This window comes from Micromonospora endolithica (genome assembly GCF_003626595.1).
Taxonomy (GTDB): domain Bacteria; phylum Actinomycetota; class Actinomycetes; order Mycobacteriales; family Micromonosporaceae; genus Micromonospora; species Micromonospora endolithica.
On sequence record NZ_RBAK01000020.1, the window covers coordinates 23,373 to 44,784 of the forward strand.

The following is a 21,412-nucleotide window of genomic DNA, read 5'->3' on the forward strand; positions in this document are numbered from 1 at the left end:
GGACCGCGTCGGGCAGCGGCACCGGCCACGCCGTCGCGACGGGGCACGACGGCACACCACCACCTTGCCTGGGAAGCGAGCAATGACGATGAGAAGCATGCGTGCCGGCGCCGCCGGCCTCGCCTTGGCCGTGCTGGCCCTGACCGCAGGGATGACGCCGGCGGCCGCGGAACCGGCCGCGATCACCACTGTCGGCGCGGACCTGGTCTCGGTGGCGCTCGACGGTGACGCGCTGTCGCTGCGCATCCGGGACGCCGCGCAGGTAGCTCGCGACGTGCCCGGGCATGACCCGGCCGAGGTGATACTCGGCCCCGAAGGCGGCCTGGCCGGCCGGGTACCGCCCGGCGAGGCCTTCGCCTTCCTCGGACCGGCGGGCCAGCCGGTGTGGTCACTGTCCGCCGGCGACACCGGGTTCCCAGCCCTGGACACCACCGGCGTACGCCCCGATGCCCTCGCCGACGGCATGGTGGCCCTCACCCTGGGTGCGGTCGAGGGGCCGGGAACGTTCACCGCCTACACCCTGTCCGGTCTCGGCACGGCGAGCCCGCTCTTCGGCAGCGGTGCAAAGGTGACCCGGTCGGTGAAGCTGCCGGCGGCAACGCGCACCGCCGGTGTGGTCTGGGCCTTCGACGCCGCCGGCGACTACCGGCTCACCCTGACCGCATCGGCGGCCCTGCGCTCCGGCAAGACGGTCAGCACCGAGGCGACCTACCGGATCCGTGTACCGGCGATCGTGCCGGCCGGGCAGGTACCGCCACCGGCCGCACCGCAGCAGACGACACGGCCCACCGGGCAGCCGACGGCGCGCACGTTCGCCGCTCCCGCTGAGGCGAAGCCGGCTGCGGCACCGAAGCCCGCCGCCGCGCCACCGCCGGCCGCGAAGGCGGCGACCACGGCGGCCGGTGCCCGGCAGGTGATCGCCGACGGGCACGTCGACATGGGCCCGCAACTCGCGGGAGACGCGTGGACGATCCGGATCAAGGACGACCGCACCAGCCCCGCCGTGTGGCGGGAGACCGCCGACGTGGTCCTGCACGTCAAGGACAACGCGAAGATCACCGTTCCGGCCGGCGCGGACTTCCTCGGCAAGCAGGGCGACACGGTGTGGCTGCTACCGCAGTCCCAGCAGGCCGGCATCGTCTGGCCCGGCTGGAACACCCAGCACCCGTCCGTCGTGTCCGGCATCAAGAGCACCGTCACCTGGACGCTCAAGGGCGTCAACGGGCCCGGCCGGTACGCCCTGTTCCTGACCGGCTCGTTCGGCAAGGCCGACGTGCTGTTCGACTCCGCCAAGGCGTTCCCGCAGCAGCTGGCCGTCCCGCTGAACACCCACGCGCACGGCAACTGGGCGTTCAGCAAGCCCGGCCTGTACCGCCTCACGGTGCAGATGAGCGGCACCACCACCGCCGGCAAAGCGGTCACCGACACCAAAACGCTCACCATCGCCGTCGGCGACAGCACCGACCCCACCGGAGGCTTCGGGCCGGGCAGCGGCTCCGCAGGCGGCGGAGACAACGACGGCAAAGAGCAGGGCAGTGCCGGCCGTCTGCCGCGTACCGGCACCGGCTGGGTGCTGTCGGCCGGCGCGGCCGGCGTGGTCCTCGTCGCCGCCGGGGCCGTGCTGGTGCTGCTCACCCGTCGGCGCCGCGCCGGCCTCGCCGACACCGCAACGGGGAACACGTGAGCCGGCTGGTCGCGCGACGGCTGCGGTGGGCGGTCCTGCCGCTGCTGATCGTGGGGTTGGTCGCCGGCTGCCGGTCAGAGGTGGCGTTGAGTGCGAACGACGAGCGCCTGCAGGTCATCACGACCACCGGAATCCTGCGGGACCTGGTGAGCAACGTCGGCGGTGACCGGGTAGCGGTCAGCTCGTTGGTGCCCGACGGCGCCGACCCGCACAGCTACGAGCCGTCGCTGCGCGACATCCGCGACGTCGTCTACGCCGACGTCGCGTTCAGCAACTACCTGCTGCTGGAGGAGCAGGCCATCATCAAGGCGCTGGACGCGAACCTGCGCGACGGCGTACCGAACATCTCCCTGGCCGAGGGAGCGGTGAAGTACGCCGCGGAGATCATCCCGCTGGTGGAGGACGTGTCGCTGGACACCATCTGGCTGGGCATGCGGGTACGCGGCACCGGCGCGATGCTCGGGGCGAACCGCGCCTCGGACGTGTTGCTCAGCGCCACCTCCGCCGACGGTCCGGGCGGTGTGGTCGCCTACCTGACCGAGTCGTTCGGCAACCCGTCGTTCTACGTCGACTCCACCGACGGGTTCGACCCCGCCAACGGATACCGCGACGACACCGCCACGCTGCCGCCCGACGCGCACACGCACATGAGCTGGGCGTTCACCAAGCCCGGTGTCTACCGGCTGACCATGCGGGCGCAGCTGGCCGTCGATGCGCAGTCGCCGCCGGTGGCGATGGGCGAGCAGGTGTTCACCTTCGCCGTCGGGGTGGATCCGCACTCGGTGCCGGGCATGACGGGCGCGGCGGTCCTGAACTCCGGGCACGCCGACCTCACCGTCGACCTCGACCAGCGGCGGCTCTACCTGTTCGCCGACCCCGAGGGCAGCGGCGAGGCGAACCAGCGGGTCTACGACCCGGCCCGCACCGTCGTCGAGGTACCGAGCAAGGCGCTGCTCGAGGTGCCCGGTGACCGGAAGTTCCGGTTCCTCGGCCGGCCCGGCACCCAGGTGTACCAGCTGCCGCAGGCGGTCCTCGGCAAGCACGTGCACGGCGAGATCGACCCGCACCTGTGGCAGAACGTCCGCAACGCCATCTCCTACACCGAACTCATCCGCGACACCCTCATCGCAGCCGACTCCCAGGGCGCGCCGGCCTACCGGTCGAACGCCTCGGCGTACATCCGAGAACTGGAGCAGCTCGACGCCTACGTCCGGGACACCATCGCCCGGATCCCGCCGTCGCGGCGGCACCTGATCACCACCCATGACGCGTTCGGCTACCTGGGCCAGGCGTACGGCATCCAGATCTCCGGGTTCGTCACCCCGAACCCGGCCACCGAGCCGAGCCTGGCCGACCGCCGCCGGCTGGTCGAGACGATCCGCAACCTGAAGATCCCCGCCGTGTTCCTGGAACCCGGCCTGGCGGCCCGCTCCACGACCCTGACCGAGGTGGCCCGTGAAGAAGGACTGCGGATCTGCTCCATCTACGGCGACACCTTCGACCGGGACGTCACCACCTACGCGCAGATGATGCGGTTCAACGCCGGATCACTGCACGACTGCCTGACCGGAGACAACTGATGGGAGAGCTAGTGACGGCAGGACGGCCGCGAGGCGGCACCCGCACGACGACCGCCATCCTGCGCTGCGCGCTGGCCACGGCGATCCTGCTGGCCACGACGCAGACCCCGGCGCGGGCCGAGCAGCCGACACCGGGCCTCGGCCAGTCGATCGCCGCCGACCAGCCCCTGGCCACTGGCCGGGCGGAACTGTCCGCCGGGCATGTCGACATCGGTCCCCGCTACGTCGACAACCAGTGGAGCCTGCTGATCCACGACGGCACCCAGGCGCAGCCGGTGTGGCGCGACCCCGACGAGACCGTCCTGCGGGTCTCCGACGCCGCGCTGCAGACCGTTCCGGACGACCCGGCGTACGCCTTCCTCGGCGTCGACGCCGGCAAGAAGGTGTACGTGGTGCCGCAGGTCCAGAACCCCGACGTCGTGTGGCTGGGCTGGAACACCCAGGACCCCCGGGTGATGCAGAGCATCAACCGCGGCGTCACCCTGACCCTGCTCGGCGTCCGCGGACCGGGGACCTTCACGACGTTCCTGCAGTCGGGTAACTTCGCCGCGCCGCAGCCGCTGTGGCGGTCGGCCGAGGCGAAGGCGCAGCCGTTCTGGGCCGAGGTCAACACCCACACCCACGCCAACTGGGTCTTCACCGCACCCGGCGTCTACCTGATCGCGGTGCAGGTCTCCGCCGACCTGATCAGCGGCGAGACGGTCACGGCGACCCGCACGCTGCGCTTCGCCGTGGGAGACGCCACCAGCGCCGCCGAGGCGCACGCCGCCACCGCGGACATCCCCGTGCCAGCGGGGCAGTCGCCCGCCGGCGATCGGACCGAGGCCGCCGAGCGAACCGACGGTTCCGACAGGCTGCTGGTGGTGGGGCTGACGGTCGCAGCCGTCCTGCTGGCTGTCGGTCTGGTCCTGCTGCTCCTGCGCGGCCGCGGCGCGAAGCGGCGAGCCGAACGGGAACGCGCCGCCGCACCGTCGGAGGAGAAGCTGTGAGAGCGCTCGACATCGAAGGGCTGGACGTGGATCTCGGCGGCCGGCCGGTCCTGCGGGACATCGACCTGACCCTGGACCGGGGCCAGCTGGTCGGGCTGCTCGGACCCAACGGCGCCGGGAAGACCACCCTGCTGCGCGCCATCCTGGCGTTGACCCGCACCCGCGCCGGCCGGGTGCTGGTGGAGGGCAAGCCGTCGCGTCCCGGCCGGTCCGGTATCGGCTACGTGCCCCAGCGTCACGAGTTCACCTGGGACTTCCCGATCTCCGTCGAGCAAGCCGCAATGAGTGGCCGGACCGGCCGCATGGGGCTGCTCCGCCGCCCCGGCGTCACCGACTGGCGGGCCGTCGGCGACGCCCTGGACCGGGTCCAGCTCACCGAGCTGCGCCGCCGGCCGGTCGGCGAGCTGTCCGGTGGGCAACGCCAACGCGTCCTGGTCGCCCGGGCCCTCGCCCTCGCCCCGCGCATCCTGCTGCTCGACGAGCCGTTCACCGGTCTGGACATGCCCACCCAGGAACTGCTGGGCCAGTTGTTCACCAGCCTGGCCGCCGAGGACCACGCAGTTTTGATGACCACCCACGACCTCGTCGCCGCGGTGGACACCTGCACCCGTCTGGTCCTGCTCAACGGCCGGATCATCGCCGACGGACACCCTGCGGACCTGCAGGACGCCGAGCTGTGGACGAGGACCTTCGGGGTGAGCGAGACCTCCCCGCTGCTGAAACTTGTGAGGGCGACCTGATGTCGATCACCGATTTCCTCGCCGACCTGCTCAATCCCGACCTCGCGTTCCTGCCCAAGGCGCTGGCGATCGCGATCATGTCCAGCATCGTCTGCGGTGTCGTCGGTTGCTACGTCGTCCTGCGCGGCATGGCCTTCATCGGGGACGCCGTCGCCCACGCGGTCTTCCCGGGCATCGCGGTCGCCTTCGTCCTGCAGGGCAGCCTGGTCCTCGGCGGCGCCGTCGCCGGCGTCGCCACCGCACTGCTGATCGCGATCTTCGCGCAGAACCGGCGCGTCAAGGAAGACTCCATCATCGGCGTCTTCCTGGTCGGCGCGTTCGCCCTCGGCATCGTGATCATCTCCCAGGCCCCCGGATACGCCGGGTCGCTACAGCAGTTCCTGTTCGGCTCGATCACCGGCATCCCCGACCGGGACCTGTACGTCGTCGGCGGCGCCGGCCTGGTCATCCTCGGCCTGGTGCTCGCCCTGCACAAGGAATTCGTCGCCGTCTGTCTCGACCGGGAGATGTCCCGGGCGATGGGGTTGCCGGTCTTCTGGCTCGACATCGTGCTCTACGTCCTGGTCACCCTCGCCGTGGTGATCTCCCTGCAGACCATCGGCACCATCCTCGTCCTGGCCCTGCTGATCACCCCCGCCGCGGCGGCCCGCCTGCTCACCGACCGGCTCGGCGTGATGATGCTGCTCGCCCCCATGATCGGCGGCACGTCGGCGACCGTCGGGCTGTACCTATCCTGGAGCTACGACACACCCGTCGGCGGCACCATCGTCCTGGTCGCCACCACCGTCTTCCTCACCGCCTGGCTGCTCGCCCCACGCCACGGCCTGCTGACCAAACGATGGCGACGTGCAAGTGGGCAGGAACCCCACGACCTCACCCGGCCCCCGCCGCTGCCTGACCTCGCACACCCGCAGGACCCGTCACCGGCCGTGCGATAAGAGCCGGGCGAGCCGGGCGCGGGTGGGTGACCCGGTCGCCGGAGCCGGCATCGCTTCCCGCGAAGCGGACCTCCCCGCTGGTGGCGGTGGGGTGCGCCCGGCGCTCCTCACGGAACAGAGCGCTGGTGACCTCCAGTGTCCTGCCCGGCACCAGCGTCCGGTGGCCCAGCGGCCGTGGAGTAGATGAACCCGGTTATCATTTTTGAGATCCGTCGAGGAGCGTGGTGCCTCCGGTGGGCGGATCGGGGGAGGCGTGGCGGTCTCGGTGACGAGGCCGCCACGTCGGTGCCGGTGCCGACCCAGCTAAACCGGGTGCCTGCTGCGAATGCCATCGCCAGGACGCGTGCTTCCCATTCCGTTGTTTCGCCCCGCCGCGCCTACAGATATGCCGCCTCGTCACCTCGAACCAGGTGCGAGCCGCGTAGCGCCGGACAGCCCGCATGCCGCGACGGCGGCGCCGGACAAAGAGGCTGAGACGGTCCGGCCGGTGTTCCGACGGCGCTGGCGAGTACCTGCGCCTCGATACGTACCGATCACGTATCGGAAGGCAACGCAGGCCGACCGCGGCGGGCGGGCCGACCATGGCCGCGGTCGCCGCCGCAGCCGCACCGTGACGCCTCGCCGGAAGCGCACCGCCGGTGCGGCCGTGGCCGCCTCCACCGATCAGCCCTTCCCCCCTTTATCGCTAACGACTATCGTTTCCAATAACTGTGGTCCACAGGGGATCGCGGGAGAGGAGTTCTTCGTGCGCAAGCCCATCCGCCTGCTGCTCGCCACCGGGGCGGTGACCGCGGCGCTGCTCGCGGCAGCGCCACCGGCGCAGGCCACCGTCGTGACGTTCAGCTCCGGGCACCTCGATCTGGTCGACATCGCCTACGAGGCCGGTGAGCTGGAATTCGGCGTCCACGACGAGGACAACGACGTCGAGTACGCCACCGACCAAGTGAAGGTCGTCGTCAAGCGGCAGGCCAAGGTCACCGTTCCCAACGATCCCGCCTTCGGCTTCCTCGGCACCCCCGGGGTGTCGAAGGTGTGGATCCTGCCCGAGATCCAGAACACTGACCTGATCTGGCCCGGCATCGCCGCCGAGGAGATCGAGCCGGGTACCTTCACCGCCGACGCGCTCACCCTCAGCGTGCAGTCGGTCAGCGGGCCCGGGCAGCTCGCCATCTACACCGAGAACGCCGTCGGGCAGCCCACCGTCCTTGCCGACAGCGGCGACGGCCTGCCCGACACCATCGCCCTGACCGCCGGCGACCACCTGCACGCCAACTGGGCCTTCGACCGCGCCGGCACCTACTGCATCACGTTCCGGGCCACCGGCACCCTCGCCGCCACCGGGCAGCAGGTCACCAGCGAGCCGGTCACCCTTCACGTCGTGGTCAGGGCGTGATCGCCATGCGTACCCGCAGCCGTATCCTCGCCGGCCTCGCCCTGACCGCCGCGCTGCTCGCCGGCGCCGCCGCCCCTGCCGCCGCGGTGCCGCTCGTGCTGTCCAGCGGCCACGTCGATGTCATCGACGTCGACTACGCCGGCGGCGCGCTGAGCGTCAACCTGCTCGACGACACCGTCAGCCCGTCGGTGGAACGCAACCCCGCCGATGTCGTCCTGCGCGTGCCCAACACCGCCAAGCTCACCGTGCCTGGCGGCAGCGCCTGGTCGTTCCTCGGCACCGGCGGGCAGGCGTGGGTGCTGCCGCAGGCCAGCACCACCGGGCTGCTCTGGGGCGGCTGGAACACCACCGAGGTGCCCAGCGGCGTGTTCCAGAACAACCGGGTCACCTTCAAACTCACCAACGTCACCGGACCGGCCGGCTTCAGCGTCTACACCGTCTCCGGCGGCACCCCGACGGTGCTGTTCGACAGCGGCAACGGCCTGCCCGACAGCCTCAACGTCAACCGCAACACCCACGCCCACGTCAACTGGGGCTTCGACGCCGCCGGCACCTACAGCGTCACCTTCGAAGTCACCGGCGTGCTCGCCTCCAACGGCAGCACCATCAGCTCCGGCGCCAGGACCTGGACCTTCGACGTCCTCCCCTGACCACCGCCACCCCGTAGTGGTCCAACACCGCCGTCCGCCGAGGTAGGGGGTACCTGCAACCGGCGGACTCGGCCGGCGCGAGCCCACCGCCCACCCGGGCCTCGCGCCGGCCGGCCCCCACCTCTGCCGGCATGCACGACCAGCAAGAACCCGGTGGCCCACGTCGCCGAGACCGACGGGGGTCATTGACGCGACAGACGGTGCGTGGTGTGCTCATGACGCCCCGCTAACGACAACAGTGATCGTTATCGTGTGAGGAGGAGCATGTCTCTCGCCGTGCCACCGAGCCTGCTGCAAGCCGCCGAGACGGGTCCAGTCGACGACGAGGCGTTCGTGGCTTGTGTCCGCGACTCACTGCCGTACGCCTGGCAGGTCGTCAGCCGGGTGGCGGCCGAGCTGGAGTCGTCCGACGCCGACTTCGCCGACAACGTCGTCCCACCGCCCAGTTAGACCGAACGGGGCGAGCTCCTGCGCGCCCTGGCCAGCGACGCCATCCGGTCCAGCCTCGAGCGCCACTTCAATGTGAAACTGGCCTTCCAGAACTGCCACCGCGTCGCGGCATTCCGATCTGGCTCCTCGCGCGTCGCTCGGTGTCGACGGCCCCATCGGCACTTTCGCCTGGTACGGCTGCGACAACGACTGGCTGTGCATTTTCGAGCACGCAAACTTCGCCGGCCGCAAGCTCCAGTTCAGCGACGAGTACTGGCACGACCTGGACGAGTGGGGGTTCAAGGACAAGACCTCCTCGTGGGTCAACAACCAGGACGGCGGCTGGACCGGTTGCTCGGGCAGCGACAGCGGCACCCTCGGCGATGGGGCCGGCGACAACCGCAACATGGGTGCCTGCTCCGCCTCGGGAAATTTGGGCAGCTACAACGACAGGGCCGAGGACATCTACGGCTGACGCCCTGAGCTGAACGGCAGCGACCGTCGGGTGGGTGGCGTCGAGGACGCCACCCACCCGAGCGCTGTCAACGCGGCATCGCGGCATACTCGGCGACTAGATAGGACCGGTAACTGATCACGGCAGGAACCGTCACGTTCAGCTTCCCCGCCGTCGTGGTCAACATCTCCTCATACCCCAGCAGCGCGCCTGTACCGGAATCGACAATCACTGTGTACTGGGCAGGCAGGCCATGAACGTCTGACACGATCGAGAACGCCTCCCCAGGACGCCCAGCCCGGTCCGTGACACTCCCGCTCACCGTGACGCCCGGAAGGTCGGCGAGTAGCTGGAGCACCGCAGCCCGCTGCGCCGGGTTCAACAACCGCACACCGGCAAGCTCGGCGACGTCCTCCAGATACTGCACCGGCGCTTCATGCGCCGAGGCGCCGGCCGTCAGCCACTGCCGCAGTACCCCGGCGTCCGTTGGCACCGGGCCTTGGAAGCGGCTGTAGAAGCCGCCGGTGGCGGAGTCGCGCACCTCCTCGGAGGAGCCGATGCGGCCACCTTGCCGCTGCCACTCTCGTCGGTCGGCGTCTGTCCGGAACGTCGGCGGCAGGTCCTTCTTGACCATCCGCCCGGCGTCTTCGTCGGTTCGCCAGGACCGCCACTGCTGCGGCACCACAGCGGACGTCGTCCGGCCGCCGGAGATCGACGAGTTCAGGAACCAGTTCGCCGATTCCAGGTACTCCACCGTCCCCGCCGGGCGCTGCGGCACCGGCTGCGCCGCCGCGAGCGCAGCCAGCCTCTGCAACCTGGCGCTGGCCGGCTCCGCGGTTGCGGGCGGACCGTAGTTGAGGATCGCGGGTGTCGCCGCGAACGCGGGCTGCGGCTGCCGAAACGTCTCCAGCGCCACCGCGCCAGCAGCCGCTGCCAGGACCGCCGCGCCGGCTGCCGCCACCACGAGACGGCGCCGCGGAAGACGTGGCCTGACGCTGCCCACAGCGCGGTCAGAGGCAAGGATGCGCTCCAGGTCCCGCACGCGCCGATTCTCGTCGGCCGAATGGACGTCTCGTGCCGGATCCAGGCCGCCCAGCAACTGGCGGACCTCATTGACGGCATTCATCTCATGCACCCCAATTCGACATCGACGGCGTCGCCCGCGTTGCCCGCTGCGCCCCGTCACCCACCACGCCCAGTTGCATGCGAAGCCGGCGGCGAGCCCGCATCAGCCGCATCGCACACGTCGCTCGGGACTGGCCGAGAGCGACTGCAGCCTCAGCGACACTCAGCCGCTCCCAAGCCACCAGCCGCAAGACCTCTTGATCCGCGGCGGACAGCCGGCCGAACGCCACCGCGACGTCACGTTGGCTGACCACCTCGTCCGCATGATCCACACTTATCGACCGGTCCGGCTCCGCCGCAACACGCAGCGCCAGTTCCTGCCACCGCCGCTGGCCCCTGGCCTCGTTCGACAGCACCAGACGAGCCACCCCGTACAACCACGGCAACGCCGACCCCGCCGGAACATCACTCAGACGTCGCCACGCCACCAGAAAGACCTCGGCAACAACATCACCGACGTCCGACCTGCCGACCCGCCGAGCGACGTACCGCCACACATCCCCGTGATGACGCTCGTACAACTCGGTGAACTGCTTCTCCGCGACGTCCATGGCACCTCCTACCGTGTTTATGTCCGGCACCGGCCACAGCGTCACACTCAGCGACGAACGAATCACCCGATAGCGCCGCCTCGCCAGTCATCCGTGCTTGTGGCAGAGCCCGATCCATGCACGTTGGGGCTGCCGCCGGTGCGGTCGCACGACCTGCGGCACCCGGCCGAGGGGGTGACGCCGGCGGCGGGGTCGACCTGAACATGATCCAGCGCGACCTCGGCCACGCTAGCCCGGTCACCAATGCCGAGACGTACATCTACGTGTTCAGGAAGATGGACAAGGAGGCGGTGCGAGCGAGCGCCGCGTTGCTGCTGTCGCACGCGAAGACCCATATGTCGCTGGAGGGTGCCTCTCAGGCGTGAGTCAAGCGACCAGCGTCTCCACTGGAGAAGACGATCACTGGCTTCCTGGGCGCTCTTGCCCTGGCCCTTAGCCCTGTTCGAGGAACCGGCCGCCAACATCGTGACCTTCTTGCGCTTGGCCCTCACGCCCCGAACCGTCAGAGTGACTGCGGACGCGACTGAGGCGCCGCTTCGAGGTCCGTCTCCCGGATTCCCCGGTAGGTCGTGACGGCTTCCACCGCGGCCGGCATCCACGCGCTGAGGGTGCCTGCTCGTCCGCGGTCGGGTCCTGCGGTGGTGTCCTGTTGTGCTCGATTTGGCGGCGGATTTCGTCGCCGGGTGTGGCGGCGTTGAGGACGAGGCGCGCGGTGGCCTCGGCGGCTTCGCGTTGCGTCTCGGGTAGGACGCTGGTGTAGGTGTCGGCGGTCAGGTGGATGGTGGCGTGCCCGAGCTGGTCCTGAAGCGTCTTGAGGTTGGCGCCGGCGGCGTGGGCGAGGGTCGCGGCTCCGTGCCGCAGGTCGTGCAGCCGGATCGGCGGCAGCCCGGCCCGGCCGACAAGCAGCCGCAAGCGTTGGGTGAGGTAGCCGGGATGAATCGGTAGCCCGTCGGGACCTGTGAACACGTAGCCACTGTCGTGGCCCACCTTCCCGGCGTCGATTCGCGCGGCGCGTCGCTGGCGTTGGCGCTCTCGGTGCTGGCGCAGCACCCGCACGGTGTGCTGGTCCAGCGCTACGCTGCGGCGGCTGGCCTGTGACTTGGGTGGCCCTTCGTGGACGTCGTAGCCGGCGGTCGTGCGCTGCCGTACCACCGATAGTTGGCCGGTGTGCAGGTCAACCTCGGTCCAGCGCAGCCCGGCGGCCTCACCCCGGCGCAGCCCGCGCAGGGCGACCAGCCACCAGAAAGCGAACAGGCTGTCGTCGCGTACGTACTCGAGGAAGCAGGCCAGCTGCGTCGGCGTCCATACCGCGATGGGGGGCCGCTCGCCGCTGGCCTGCCACTCGGCGACGCGAGCCTCGGTCCACACCTGCGCCTGCGGGCGGGATCGAACGGGCAGCTCCACTCGACGGGCCGGGTTGTCCCGGATCAACCCCTCGCGGACCGCGCCGGTCAGCGCCGCCCGCAGCGTGGTGTGCACGTGCTGCAGAGTGCAGGCGGACTGGAGCTGTCCGGCACGGTTGCGGGTGGCCGCGATCGCCGTGAACGCGGCGGTGAGCTGCCGCGAGGTCAGATCCCCGACGATCAGCTGGCCGATGTGCGGGATGAGGAACTGCTCGATGTCGCGGGTGTAGTGCATCCGTGTGGTCGGCCGGATCCGGGTCCTGGTCGACAACCAGTACCGCAACCAGCGGGTGACCGTCCAGGACCGGCCGGCCTGCTCCTCCCGGGAAAGCGCCAACAACTCGTCGCGCGCCCGCCGGGCCGCCGCCTGCGACGGGTAACCGCCCCGGCGTATCCGTTCCGCCTGGCCGAGCAGGTTACGTGTCGAGCAGTGGAAGTACCAACTGCCGTGCTCACGCTCCGGCAACCGCGGGCAGGAACTACCCCGGCGGCGACCCGTCGCCGTGTCGACGCACCCGCACCGCTTCCCGATGCTGCCCTGACTGTTCATGGTCTCTCCCTTGACCTGGTGTGGGCTCATCGTCGCGACACCGTCGATGACGAGGGGCGCTTTCGATCTCAATGTTCGGCATCCGCCGAGTAGAAATGAAATGGGCTGAAAGGTGCCTACAGCAGATTGGTGGTCCGGGACCCTCGAACGGTCCGATAACCGACCGGCCCGTTGCAAGGCCGTGCACAGGCTGTCCGTCGTTGGGCGAAGAACGTGCGTGACCATTCCGAGATGGTTGACTTGTTGAAACCGATCGTGAGTTCGCATATGACGACACGCCTCGACGGATGCCCGCCGTGGTGCGTCGAGGTCCACGCCAGGCAGGCGGTGAGTGGTGCGGGCGGGCGGACCCGGCGGCACTCCCGCACGGTGATGGAGACCCCCGACGGCGAGGCCAGCAGAACAGCCTTGGAGATCCGCGCACTGGAGCACCTTGACCGGCCGGAGGAGAGCGCAGCGGCGGAGGTGTCCGTGTCCGCCCTGGAGCCGCTCAACCTGGCCGACGCCGGCTACCTCGCTACATCCATCCGCAAGGCGGTCACGTTGGCCCGCCAGACGCACCGACCGTACTGGCTGAAACGGGCGTGTCCGTCCTGGTGCAACGCGACCCACCTCGACGGTGACGACCTCGAGGATCGACTCCACTGGCCAGACGACTCGCCGCCGGTGCTCCTGTCGCTGCACGACGCGGTGAGCACGGCCGGCGAATCGGGCCGCGGTCAGGCGTACCGGCCGCAGCAGCTGGAGATCGACTTGGAGCAGCACGCCGACGCGGTCGAGCCGGTGGTGAAGTTCGTGATCGAGGGCGCGACGGCGGCGTTGCGTCTCACCCTCGACGAGGCCGAGCAGGTACGGACGGCCGTTGACCGAGTGGTGACCATGGCCCACGACGCAGACAGCCAACCGACCGAGGCCACTCAAGCCCCGGCGCCGGACCGGCCCAGCCTCGACTCGGCCCTGGTCGACCGAGTGATTGACGACGAAGGCCTGACGGCTGGGCAGAAGATCAGCGTGCTTCGCGGCGCGCTCGCCGAGCACTTCACCGAGCAGGGCCTGAGCGTCGCTGAGCAAGCCGCGCGGTTGAACTGCACCGAGGAGCAGACAATGGACGCGGGGGTGGACTTTGCGATGTGGTCGCACGCCGGCTACCTGCTCCCACCAGCGAGGCCGGCCGAGCCGCAGTGCCCGGCGTGGTGCGCCGGGAACTGCCGCTGTGAAGACGGCGTCCGCCTGCACGACCGGCACGTGGGCGCCGTGTACGGGCAGCACCGCGATGACGCCAACGAACCTAAGGTGGCCACGGTCGACCTTGAGGCTTTCAACTCGCCTGACGGGTACGGCGACGAGCCGCCATCGGTCACGCTGGCCATCGACAACCCGCAACAGAGCACCGCCGACATGACCAAGCTCGACGGACTGGGCCACGGCACGGTCCGGGGCCTGGCGGCGTCGTTGCTGTCGGGCTGCTGGGACCGCACCACGATCCGGCTCACCCCTCAGAAAGCGGCGGAACTCGGCGCATCGCTGATCGCCGCATCCCGCGCCGCCTACAACAACACGGCGGCAGTCAAGGCCTGACACAGCGAGGATGTAGAACGGGCCCGGACCCTCGCACAACGAGGTCCGGGTCGCTCGTTCGGCGGCGGCTCAATCCGTGCCGATGATCCGCCGCCGCGCCCAGCACAGGTGCCTCAGACTCCTGCGGCCGGCTGTATGAACAAGGGGCGGTTGAGCTGCGGGCCCTCCGGGTGGTCGTGTCGCGTCCATCCCAGCGACGCCCAAAAGTCGTCGGCTTCCTCGCTGAAGGCGAGCAGTCGTCGTTTGGGGTACCTGGACGCCAACGCCCGGATGATCTTGGTCCCGATGCCGCGGCGTCGGTGCGACTCCGCCACCTCGATCAGTTCGATCTCGAGTGCGGTGTTGCCGAGTGCAGGGGTTCCGAGGTAATGATCGATCACGACGCCGGGGTCGAGCTCGATCCGTGCTACCTCGACTTCGCCCTGGTGGACCTCCAGCAAGGTGTATGACTTGACGCCGTCGATCGACCGGTAGTCCCACCAGCTCGGGCTGAAGTCGTTGTTCTCCGCGAACGGAAACCAGATCACCTGGTCACCCGGTCCGGGCCGCTTCTCGATGAAGTCGAACGTCACTCGAGGCATCCTATTTCGGTGCGCGGATCGAGCCGGGAGCGGCGGCATCGCCACGGCGGGCGCCCGGCCAGCGCACCCCCACCGTCGGCGAGATCGCCATTACCCTGATCAGCCGTCGCCGCGCCCGAGGTGCCCGTTTGGGGAGCACCATGGGCAGTCCTTGTCACGACGTGGCATCTGGCCTGTGCGTTCGCGCCGTCTGGGCAGGTGGATCGCGGAGGTGGTGTCGTCGGGATCGTGGTGCATGCCGGTGACGGCGAGCATGAAGTGGTTGATGGCCTCGGTGGCGACGAGGCCGTTGAGGGCGATGACGCTGGGCGCTGGAACGCCTGCGACGTAGCGGGCGGCAGCCCGTTCCCGTTCGGGTTGCATGTCGATCGCGAGTTCGGTCGGGTCGATGAGGCCGTTGCACCACATGCAGCCGCTTCCAGGAACGACGAACCGGGCGACAGCGTGGATCTCGCCGACGACGCCGTCGTCGCCCACGGGGATCTTGACGCCGATCTGCGTCGTGGGGATCAGGTACTGGTTGGCGGCGGCGTTGACCCAGTACCGGGCGGAGTGGCTGTCCGCGGCGAGAAAGATCCAGTCGCAGGAGTTCAACGACTGTCGCGCCTTGCTGGTCTCGACCCGTTCCGCCATCACCGTCAGGTCGATATCCGGGTTCGCCCGGTGGGCGTTCCGGACCGCGGGGAGGGTTTTCGGCTTGCCGATGTCGCTGCGCTCGGCGGCCAACAGCCGGGGCAGGTTGGTCTCGTCGACGACGTCGTCGTCGATGAGGAGAAGACTGCCGACACCGAGGCGGGCGAGGAATTCAACGAGGATGCTGCCGACTCCGCCGAGGCCGACGACGGCGACTTGCAGGCGGCCGAGGGATTCCTGGCCGAGCTGGCCGAAGAGCCTTGCCTGCCGGTCGTGCAGGAGTTCGGCCGTGCCGGCGCGGGCGGGGCGAGGCCGCAGGCGGATGAGGTTGCCGCTGGGGATGACGACCTCTGTGAGGTCGACGCGGGACCCGTCGGGCAACCACAGGTCACCGGCGGCGGCCTGGGCAGTGAGGACCAGTCCGCCCACGACCTGCCCGGTGATTTGCCGCAGCGCCGGGTAACCCCGATCGTGGCTGGCCAGGTCGATCCGGGAGAAGCCGACCGTGGCACCGCCGAAGTGGTTGTGAACGGCGAGGTAGGCGAGCCCCTCCTCCCGTGCCCGGACTGCGGCGTCGCGCACGAAGGACGGCGCGAGGGCCCGGTACCCGGTCTCACCGGGCACATAGTCGACCCCGTCCATGGCGAGGATCAGCTCGCGGGCGAGCAGTCGGGGTCCTCGCGGGCCATCGCCGCGGCCCGCGAGAATGACCGCGCCGTGTTCGTCCCTGTCGCCCCGGAATAGGTGATCGGACAGGGCGGTCCACAGCCGAGCCGGCACGGTGAGGCTCCAACCGTCCGCCGGCGGGTTCACTACTGGATACTGAGCCACGTGATCACCTTCTCGGCCTTGAGGGCGGCGTTGTCGATCCCGACCCGCCACCCGTTCGAACGGCGGGACAACTGCAGCGCGGGCCGGTTCTGCCAGTCGACCTGTTGGATTGCCTGTCCGTGGGGCTGCCCGTCTGTGCGGGTCAGCCTGCCGGTGTAGTGCGGGTAGACGTCCGCGTTCGGGTAGGCGGCGCTGACGTGGAAGCCCAGCCACGTGGTCGACGGGATGTAGCCCGGGCCGATCTCGATGTCGTTGACGATCACGAAGGCGCCGCCGGCGCCGTCCGGGGTGACCTCGACCGGCTTGCCGGCGAAGTGTTCCCGGACGGCGTCGACCGCGGTGGTGACCGCCGGGGTCAGCTCGGTCACGAGTTGTCGTCCGGCGCGACCGCGAGGAACTCCTGGCGGGGGTGCACCGTGACGGTGTCGTCGTCGCCGATGACCTCGTAGCGGTTGCCCCGCTTCACGGAGAGCTGGAAGTTGGGCTGGATGTGGACGCCCTGGGCGATGGCGGCCTGCTTGATGTCCAGGCCGGTGAGCCGCCGCTCGGGCAACTCGACCTGCTGGTTGTTGACCGAGACCGTGATGGTCCGGGGCGGGCGGTGGCTCTCGTTCACGCTCTCGGTCGCGCTCGTCGTCACATTGATCTCCTCGGATTCTTGCTGCGCTCGGAGTGCAGCGGGTACGGTAGGTGTCCTACGAGTAGGACACCGTTCGACTTCTCGAACGAGATCGACGCTACCATGCGAGTGTTCGACGTGTCGAACGGTGGTAGAAAGGTGGTTCGCGCAACCCTGCGAGGAGAAGCCCTGTCCATGGCTCAGACCAGGATCAACGTGCCCGCGCTGTACGCCGCCCTCGATGCAGCCAGGAAAAGCAAGAGCCTCTCCTGGCGACAACTCGCCGCAGAGGTGGGATGCAGTCCCTCAACGATGACCCGCCTGGCCAACGGCTACCGGCCGGACGCCGACGCCTTCATGACCCTCACCCAGTGGCTGAAGATGCCAGCGGAAACCTTCTGGATCTCCGAGACAGAAGAAAGCCAAGACGAGGAGCCCGAACTCCTCGCCGAGGTCGGCGTTCTCCTGCGGGCTCGCAAAGACCTCGGCGAGGAGGAGAGGCAACACCTACAGAACGTGCTCGAGGCGGCCATGAAGCTGCACGCCACCCAACGCGCGGCTCGGAACCGGTGACCCGTGGCCAAGAGGCTCTCCAAGGCCGAGATCCAGCGCCGGGCGATCGACATCCGCAAGAACGACCTCGATCTCACCGAATTCGTCCAGCTGTGCCCCTACGAACTCGCCCGCGAGCACGGGATCGCAGTGCACCCGCTCGACGGCCTGACAGAGTTCGGGTGCCCTGAAGGCTCCGTCACCTTCTACGCCTCCGAGCGTCCGGATGTCTGGTCTGCGGCGCTGGTGCCAGCAGGAACGGGCCAGTTCATCGTGGAGAACACCTCACACCTGCCGCGCCGCCGCAGATTCAACGTCGCCCACGAGATGGCCCACGTACTCCTTGAACACGAATTCGACCGGGTCATGTTCAGCGCCGAGGGGCGCCACGGTTGCGCCAACCCCAGCAGCAAGGACCAGGAGTGGGAAGCCGAAGAACTTGGCGTCGAGCTGCTTCTGCCGCTGGCTGCCGCATACAAAGCTGCCAAGGAGCGCAGGACCGACGAAGAAGTGGCGGACCTCTTCGACGTCAGCCTTCCGGTCGCGCGCTGGCGCATGAACGGAACGGGCGCACGGATCGTCGCACAACGCGCAGCCGCCAAGTGGGCCAAGCTCAGGTCGGGTCAGTAGCCAGCCAGCTCCCCTGCCCGTCGCCACGGGGTCGTGGCGAGACGGGGGTAACTCCCCATGGCGGTGGTCAGCGTGCCGGCAGAGGTGGTGCGAGCGGTGATGCCGTTTGCTCGAACGGTGGCGGCGGGCGCGACGGTTGGGTCCGCAGCGATCGTGGCTGCTCGGTGGCTGCTCGGCCGACGGGGAACTGACGCGGATTTAGCGCTACGCAACCGGACCCACCAGGAAACGCGACACCCGTTCTTCTATCGACAACTGCGGATTGGCTGCCTGTTCAGGGCGCGGACCTGGGAGGACGCAGTTGGACTTGAACGGACCGGAACGCTTGCGGCCGGACGGATTTTAGGTAGAGTGCTATTTGTAGGAGTGTGTGCTCAGGACTTCGGACTACGGATCAGAAGGTTAGGGGTTCGAGTCCCTTCGGGCGCACAGAGTTGACCAGGGAAAATGCCCCTCCGTTCATCGACGGAGGGGCATTTTCTTGCGCGCCCATGGGCGCGCGCCGGCCGCCGACACTGCTTTCCCGTGACGGAGAGTGGCCCATGGCACCGTTCCTGCGGCGCGGGAGTGGTCGGGTCGTGACGGCGGCCCTGTCGACGAGTCAGATGCTCGGGTGGTCGCTGCCCGCGAGCCGGGCACAGGTCGAACCCATGTTCTGCTGGGCGCTGTTGTGCTGGCATGGGGAGTCTTCGCCCCAACACCCGATCCCGCCCGGCGGGGAGGCGGGATTAACCTAGGTCGACTTGGCAGTACGACGGGGTGGGACCGAGGCTACGTGATTACCGGTGAGCTGAAGAGCAAGATCGACCGCATCTGGGATGCCTTCTGGTCGGGTGGGATCTCGAACCCGTTGGAGGTAATCGAGCAGATCACCTACCTGCTTTTCATCAAGCGGCTCGATGACCTGCACACGCTGGAGGAGAACAAGGCGAACCGGCTGGGCAAGCCGATGGAGCGCCGGGTCTTCCCGGAGGGCTGCGACGACCAGTGGCGTAAGTACGACGACCTGCGTTGGTCGCACTTCAAGAGCGCTGCGCCGGCCGAGATGTTCGAGATCGTCGGCGAGCGGGTCTTCCCGTTCCTGCGGACGCTCGGCGGCGACGGGTCGACGTACTCGCACCACATGAAGGACGCCCGGTTCACCATCCCCAACCCGGCGCTGCTCGCCCGCGTGGTCGACATGCTCGGCCAAATCCCGATGGAGGACCGGGACACGAAGGGCGACCTCTACGAGTACATGCTCGGCAAGATCGCCACCGCTGGCCACAACGGACAGTTCCGTACCCCGCGGCACATCATCCAGCTCATGGTCGAGATGACCGCCCCAACGCCGTTGGACGAGATTTGCGACCCGGCCTGCGGGACCGCAGGCTTCCTGGTGGAGGCGGGAGAGTACGTCCGCCGCACCCATCCCGGCGCGATCTTCGATGCGATGCAGCGGAAGCACTTCCACGAGAGCATGTTCCACGGCTTCGACTTCGACCGCACGATGCTGAGGATTGGCAGCATGAACATGCTGCTGCACGGTGTGGAGAACCCGGACATTCGCTACCGAGACTCCCTGGCCGAGAACGTCAGCAACGAGTCGGAGAAGTACTCACTGATTCTGGCCAACCCGCCCTTCGCCGGCAGCCTCGACTACGAGAGCACGTCGAAGGACCTCCAGCGGGTCGTCAAGACGAAGAAGACCGAGCTGCTCTTCCTCGCCCTCTTTCTGCGGTTGCTCAAGCCAGGTGGTCGTGCGGCGGTCATCGTGCCGGACGGCGTGCTCTTCGGCTCAAGCAAGGCCCACAAGGAGCTGCGCCGGATGCTGGTCGAGGACCAGAAGCTCGACGGCGTGGTCAAGCTGCCGAGTGGCGCCTTCCGGCCCTACGCCGGAGTCTCCACCGCAATCCTGCTCTTCACCAAGACCAACAGCGGCGGCACCGACAACGTCTGGTTCTACGAGGCGACCGCCGACGGCTGGAGCCTCGACGACAAGCGCGCCCCGTTGCTGCCGGCCGAGAAGCTTGGGCCGGTGCCGGACGTGGCGTTGGCCGAGGGCGAGCACGCGAAGAACAATCTTCCGGACGCGTTGGTGCGGTGGTTCCGGCGTGACGGCGACGAGTTGCAGCGGGCGCGGACCGAGCAGAGCTTCTGCGTGCCCAAGGCCGACATCATCGAGCAGGGCTACGACCTCAGCCTCAACCGTTACAAGGAGGTTGTCCACGAGGAGGCCGAGCATCGTTCGCCGCTCGCCATTCTCGCCGACCTGGAACGCTTGGAGACTGAGATCCAGAAGGGCATGTCCGACCTGAAGGCGCTTCTCGCATGAGCGCGTGGCAAAAGGCGAGGCTGAGCGACTGCTGCGAGATCGTTTCCGGCGCCACGCCCAAAACTGGTGTCGAGGGATACTGGGACGGCGAGATTCCTTGGGCAACGCCGAAGGACCTAAGCGTCCTTCGCGGCGCCTATCTTCATGACACGCCCCGGAAGATCACAGCAGCTGGCTTGAAAAGCTGTGCGGCATCGGTACTTCCGGCTGGCTCGGTTCTACTCAGCTCCAGGGCGCCAATCGGACACGTTGCCATCAACACCATTCCGATGGCCACGAATCAGGGCTTCAAGAGCCTCGTCCCTGACGCCCGGGCAGTCGAGGCGAAGTATCTGTACTGGTGGCTGAAGGCACACAGGTCCTATCTGGAGAGCCTTGGCAACGGTGCCACCTTCAAGGAGATTTCCAAAGCCATCGTCTCGCAGGTAGAGATACCTCTGCCTCCGCTTGAGGAGCAGCGGAGGGTGGCGGACGTGCTGGATAGGGCGGACGAGCTGCGTGCCAAGCGCCGTCAAGCCCTTGCCCACCTCGATGACCTCACTCGGTCCACTTTCCTCGACATGTTCGGCTCCGGGTACCTCTCGAAGTGGCCGACTGCAGAGCTGCAGAAGGTCGTCAAGTCGGGCACCATCGTCACGTATGGGATCGTGCAAGCGGGCGAGGAGTTCGCCGGTGGTGTGCCATACATCCGGACCGGTGACATCATCGACGGAGAAATTGCGGTAGCAGGACTGCGTCACACCGATCCGGAGATTGCTAACCGCTTCGCGCGATCTTCCGTCAGCCCTGGCGACATCGTCATGAGTATCCGGGCGACTGTCGGCACAACTGCTCTGGTCCCGGCAGGGCTCGACGGGGCCAACCTGACGCAAGGAACAGCTCGCATCTCCCCGGGTGGAAGCACCAACGGGACCTATCTCCTGCACTACCTCCGCTCATCGGCCGCCCAGCATTGGATTAGCCGACAGATCAAGGGTGCGACTTTCCGGGAAATCACCCTTGCTCGACTGCGTGAGCTTCCCGTAGCTCTACCTCCGATGCCCCTGCAAGAAGAGTTTGCCCAACGAGTGAAGGCCCTCGACGAGTTGCGCACACTACAACGCACACACCTGGCGGAACTCGATGGGCTGTTCGCGTCGTTGCAGGATCGGGCCTTTCGGGGGTTGCTCTGATGTGAGACGATCGAGG

21 protein-coding genes and 1 pseudogene are annotated in these 21,412 nt (G+C 68.6%); 15 read left to right on the forward strand and 7 right to left on the reverse strand.

Translation table 11 applies throughout. From position 1 onward, the window contains the following. Positions 1 to 97 precede the first annotated feature (97 nt). From D7223_RS30450 to D7223_RS34385, 9 genes and pseudogenes are all read left to right on the forward strand, one after another. The gene (locus tag D7223_RS30450) at positions 98 to 1,684 is read left to right on the forward strand and encodes a TIGR03773 family transporter-associated surface protein (protein ID WP_186832312.1); all 1,587 of its coding nucleotides are present in this window, start codon (positions 98 to 100) and stop codon (positions 1,682 to 1,684) included. Further along, entirely contained in the window at positions 1,681 to 3,264 is a 1,584-nt protein-coding gene (locus tag D7223_RS30455; RefSeq protein ID WP_120732814.1) for an anchored repeat ABC transporter, substrate-binding protein, read from the forward strand. The genes D7223_RS30450 and D7223_RS30455 overlap by 4 nt, the downstream gene beginning before the upstream one ends. Continuing rightward, entirely contained in the window at positions 3,264 to 4,253 is a 990-nt protein-coding gene (locus D7223_RS30460; RefSeq protein WP_120732816.1) for a choice-of-anchor M domain-containing protein, read from the forward strand. The genes D7223_RS30455 and D7223_RS30460 overlap by 1 nt, the downstream gene beginning before the upstream one ends. 26 nt (positions 4,254 to 4,279) lie before the next feature. After that, entirely contained in the window at positions 4,280 to 4,993 is a 714-nt protein-coding gene (locus tag D7223_RS30465) for an anchored repeat-type ABC transporter ATP-binding subunit (RefSeq protein ID WP_420330356.1), read from the forward strand. Next, positions 4,993 to 5,931 carry an anchored repeat-type ABC transporter permease subunit gene (locus tag D7223_RS30470; protein WP_120732820.1) on the forward strand — a complete coding sequence of 313 codons (939 nt, stop codon included), beginning with the start codon at positions 4,993 to 4,995 and terminating at the stop codon, positions 5,929 to 5,931. Before D7223_RS30465 ends, D7223_RS30470 begins: the two co-directional genes overlap by 1 nt. A gap of 745 nt (positions 5,932 to 6,676) precedes the next feature. Then, positions 6,677 to 7,324 carry a choice-of-anchor M domain-containing protein gene (locus D7223_RS30475; RefSeq protein ID WP_120732822.1) on the forward strand — a complete coding sequence of 216 codons (648 nt, stop codon included), beginning with the start codon at positions 6,677 to 6,679 and terminating at the stop codon, positions 7,322 to 7,324. Further along, a complete protein-coding gene (locus tag D7223_RS30480) occupies positions 7,321 to 7,974 on the forward strand; it encodes a choice-of-anchor M domain-containing protein (RefSeq protein WP_120732824.1) in 654 nt (217 codons plus the stop codon). Before D7223_RS30475 ends, D7223_RS30480 begins: the two co-directional genes overlap by 4 nt. A gap of 264 nt (positions 7,975 to 8,238) precedes the next feature. Beyond that, a pseudogene (locus D7223_RS30485) lies at positions 8,239 to 8,541 on the forward strand (SCO5389 family protein); the annotation flags it as partial. A 37-nt stretch (positions 8,542 to 8,578) separates the two neighbouring features. Next, positions 8,579 to 8,878 carry a peptidase inhibitor family I36 protein gene (locus D7223_RS34385; protein WP_420330357.1) on the forward strand — a complete coding sequence of 100 codons (300 nt, stop codon included), beginning with the start codon at positions 8,579 to 8,581 and terminating at the stop codon, positions 8,876 to 8,878. A 67-nt stretch (positions 8,879 to 8,945) separates the two neighbouring features. On the opposite strand, the gene D7223_RS30495 is transcribed toward D7223_RS34385, so the two are convergent. Together D7223_RS30495 and D7223_RS30500 are read right to left on the reverse strand one after the other, a co-directional pair. Further along, a complete protein-coding gene (locus D7223_RS30495; protein WP_120732827.1) occupies positions 8,946 to 9,983 on the reverse strand; it encodes a CU044_5270 family protein in 1,038 nt (345 codons plus the stop codon). 1 nt (position 9,984) lies between these two features. Beyond that, positions 9,985 to 10,533: an RNA polymerase sigma factor gene (locus D7223_RS30500; RefSeq protein WP_120732829.1), complete on the reverse strand. Its 549-nt coding sequence runs from the start codon at positions 10,531 to 10,533 to the stop codon at positions 9,985 to 9,987. A gap of 203 nt (positions 10,534 to 10,736) precedes the next feature. Between D7223_RS30500 and D7223_RS32900 the strand changes: the two genes are divergently transcribed. Beyond that, positions 10,737 to 10,898: a hypothetical protein gene (locus D7223_RS32900; RefSeq protein ID WP_158610946.1), complete on the forward strand. Its 162-nt coding sequence runs from the start codon at positions 10,737 to 10,739 to the stop codon at positions 10,896 to 10,898. Between the two features lie 67 nt (positions 10,899 to 10,965). On the opposite strand, the gene D7223_RS30505 is transcribed toward D7223_RS32900, so the two are convergent. Further along, positions 10,966 to 12,486: a tyrosine-type recombinase/integrase gene (locus D7223_RS30505; RefSeq protein ID WP_120732917.1), complete on the reverse strand. Its 1,521-nt coding sequence runs from the start codon at positions 12,484 to 12,486 to the stop codon at positions 10,966 to 10,968. A gap of 231 nt (positions 12,487 to 12,717) precedes the next feature. On the opposite strand from D7223_RS30505, the gene D7223_RS30510 reads away from it, so the two are divergent. Next, a complete protein-coding gene (locus D7223_RS30510; RefSeq protein ID WP_120732831.1) occupies positions 12,718 to 14,064 on the forward strand; it encodes a hypothetical protein in 1,347 nt (448 codons plus the stop codon). Positions 14,065 to 14,177: 113 nt separating this feature from the next. On the opposite strand, the gene D7223_RS30515 is transcribed toward D7223_RS30510, so the two are convergent. From D7223_RS30515 to D7223_RS30530, 4 genes are all read right to left on the reverse strand, one after another. After that, positions 14,178 to 14,636: a GNAT family N-acetyltransferase gene (locus D7223_RS30515; protein WP_120732833.1), complete on the reverse strand. Its 459-nt coding sequence runs from the start codon at positions 14,634 to 14,636 to the stop codon at positions 14,178 to 14,180. A gap of 108 nt (positions 14,637 to 14,744) precedes the next feature. Beyond that, entirely contained in the window at positions 14,745 to 16,109 is a 1,365-nt protein-coding gene (locus tag D7223_RS30520; protein WP_120732835.1) for a ThiF family adenylyltransferase, read from the reverse strand. Continuing rightward, entirely contained in the window at positions 16,091 to 16,477 is a 387-nt protein-coding gene (locus D7223_RS30525) for a hypothetical protein (RefSeq protein WP_120732837.1), read from the reverse strand. The genes D7223_RS30520 and D7223_RS30525 overlap by 19 nt, the downstream gene beginning before the upstream one ends. Further along, positions 16,474 to 16,749 (reverse strand): multiubiquitin domain-containing protein, encoded by a 276-nt coding sequence (locus D7223_RS30530; RefSeq protein ID WP_120732839.1) that lies wholly within the window; start codon positions 16,747 to 16,749, stop codon positions 16,474 to 16,476. The genes D7223_RS30525 and D7223_RS30530 overlap by 4 nt, the downstream gene beginning before the upstream one ends. A 174-nt stretch (positions 16,750 to 16,923) precedes the next feature. Here D7223_RS30530 and D7223_RS30535 point away from each other — a divergent pair, with 174 nt between their 5' ends. The 4 genes from D7223_RS30535 (at position 16,924) to D7223_RS30550 (ending at position 21,396) form a co-directional block, all read left to right on the forward strand. Next, complete coding sequence (locus D7223_RS30535; RefSeq protein ID WP_120732841.1) at positions 16,924 to 17,301, forward strand: helix-turn-helix domain-containing protein; 378 nt, start codon at positions 16,924 to 16,926, stop codon at positions 17,299 to 17,301. A gap of 3 nt (positions 17,302 to 17,304) precedes the next feature. Beyond that, positions 17,305 to 17,910, forward strand: a complete 606-nt coding sequence (locus D7223_RS30540; RefSeq protein ID WP_120732843.1) for an ImmA/IrrE family metallo-endopeptidase — start codon at positions 17,305 to 17,307, stop codon at positions 17,908 to 17,910. Between the two features lie 775 nt (positions 17,911 to 18,685). Beyond that, on the forward strand, positions 18,686 to 20,224 hold the full coding sequence (locus D7223_RS30545; protein WP_120732845.1) for a type I restriction-modification system subunit M: 1,539 nt from the start codon (positions 18,686 to 18,688) through the stop codon (positions 20,222 to 20,224). Continuing rightward, a complete protein-coding gene (locus D7223_RS30550; RefSeq protein ID WP_120732847.1) occupies positions 20,221 to 21,396 on the forward strand; it encodes a restriction endonuclease subunit S in 1,176 nt (391 codons plus the stop codon). The genes D7223_RS30545 and D7223_RS30550 overlap by 4 nt, the downstream gene beginning before the upstream one ends. Positions 21,397 to 21,412 lie beyond the last annotated feature (16 nt).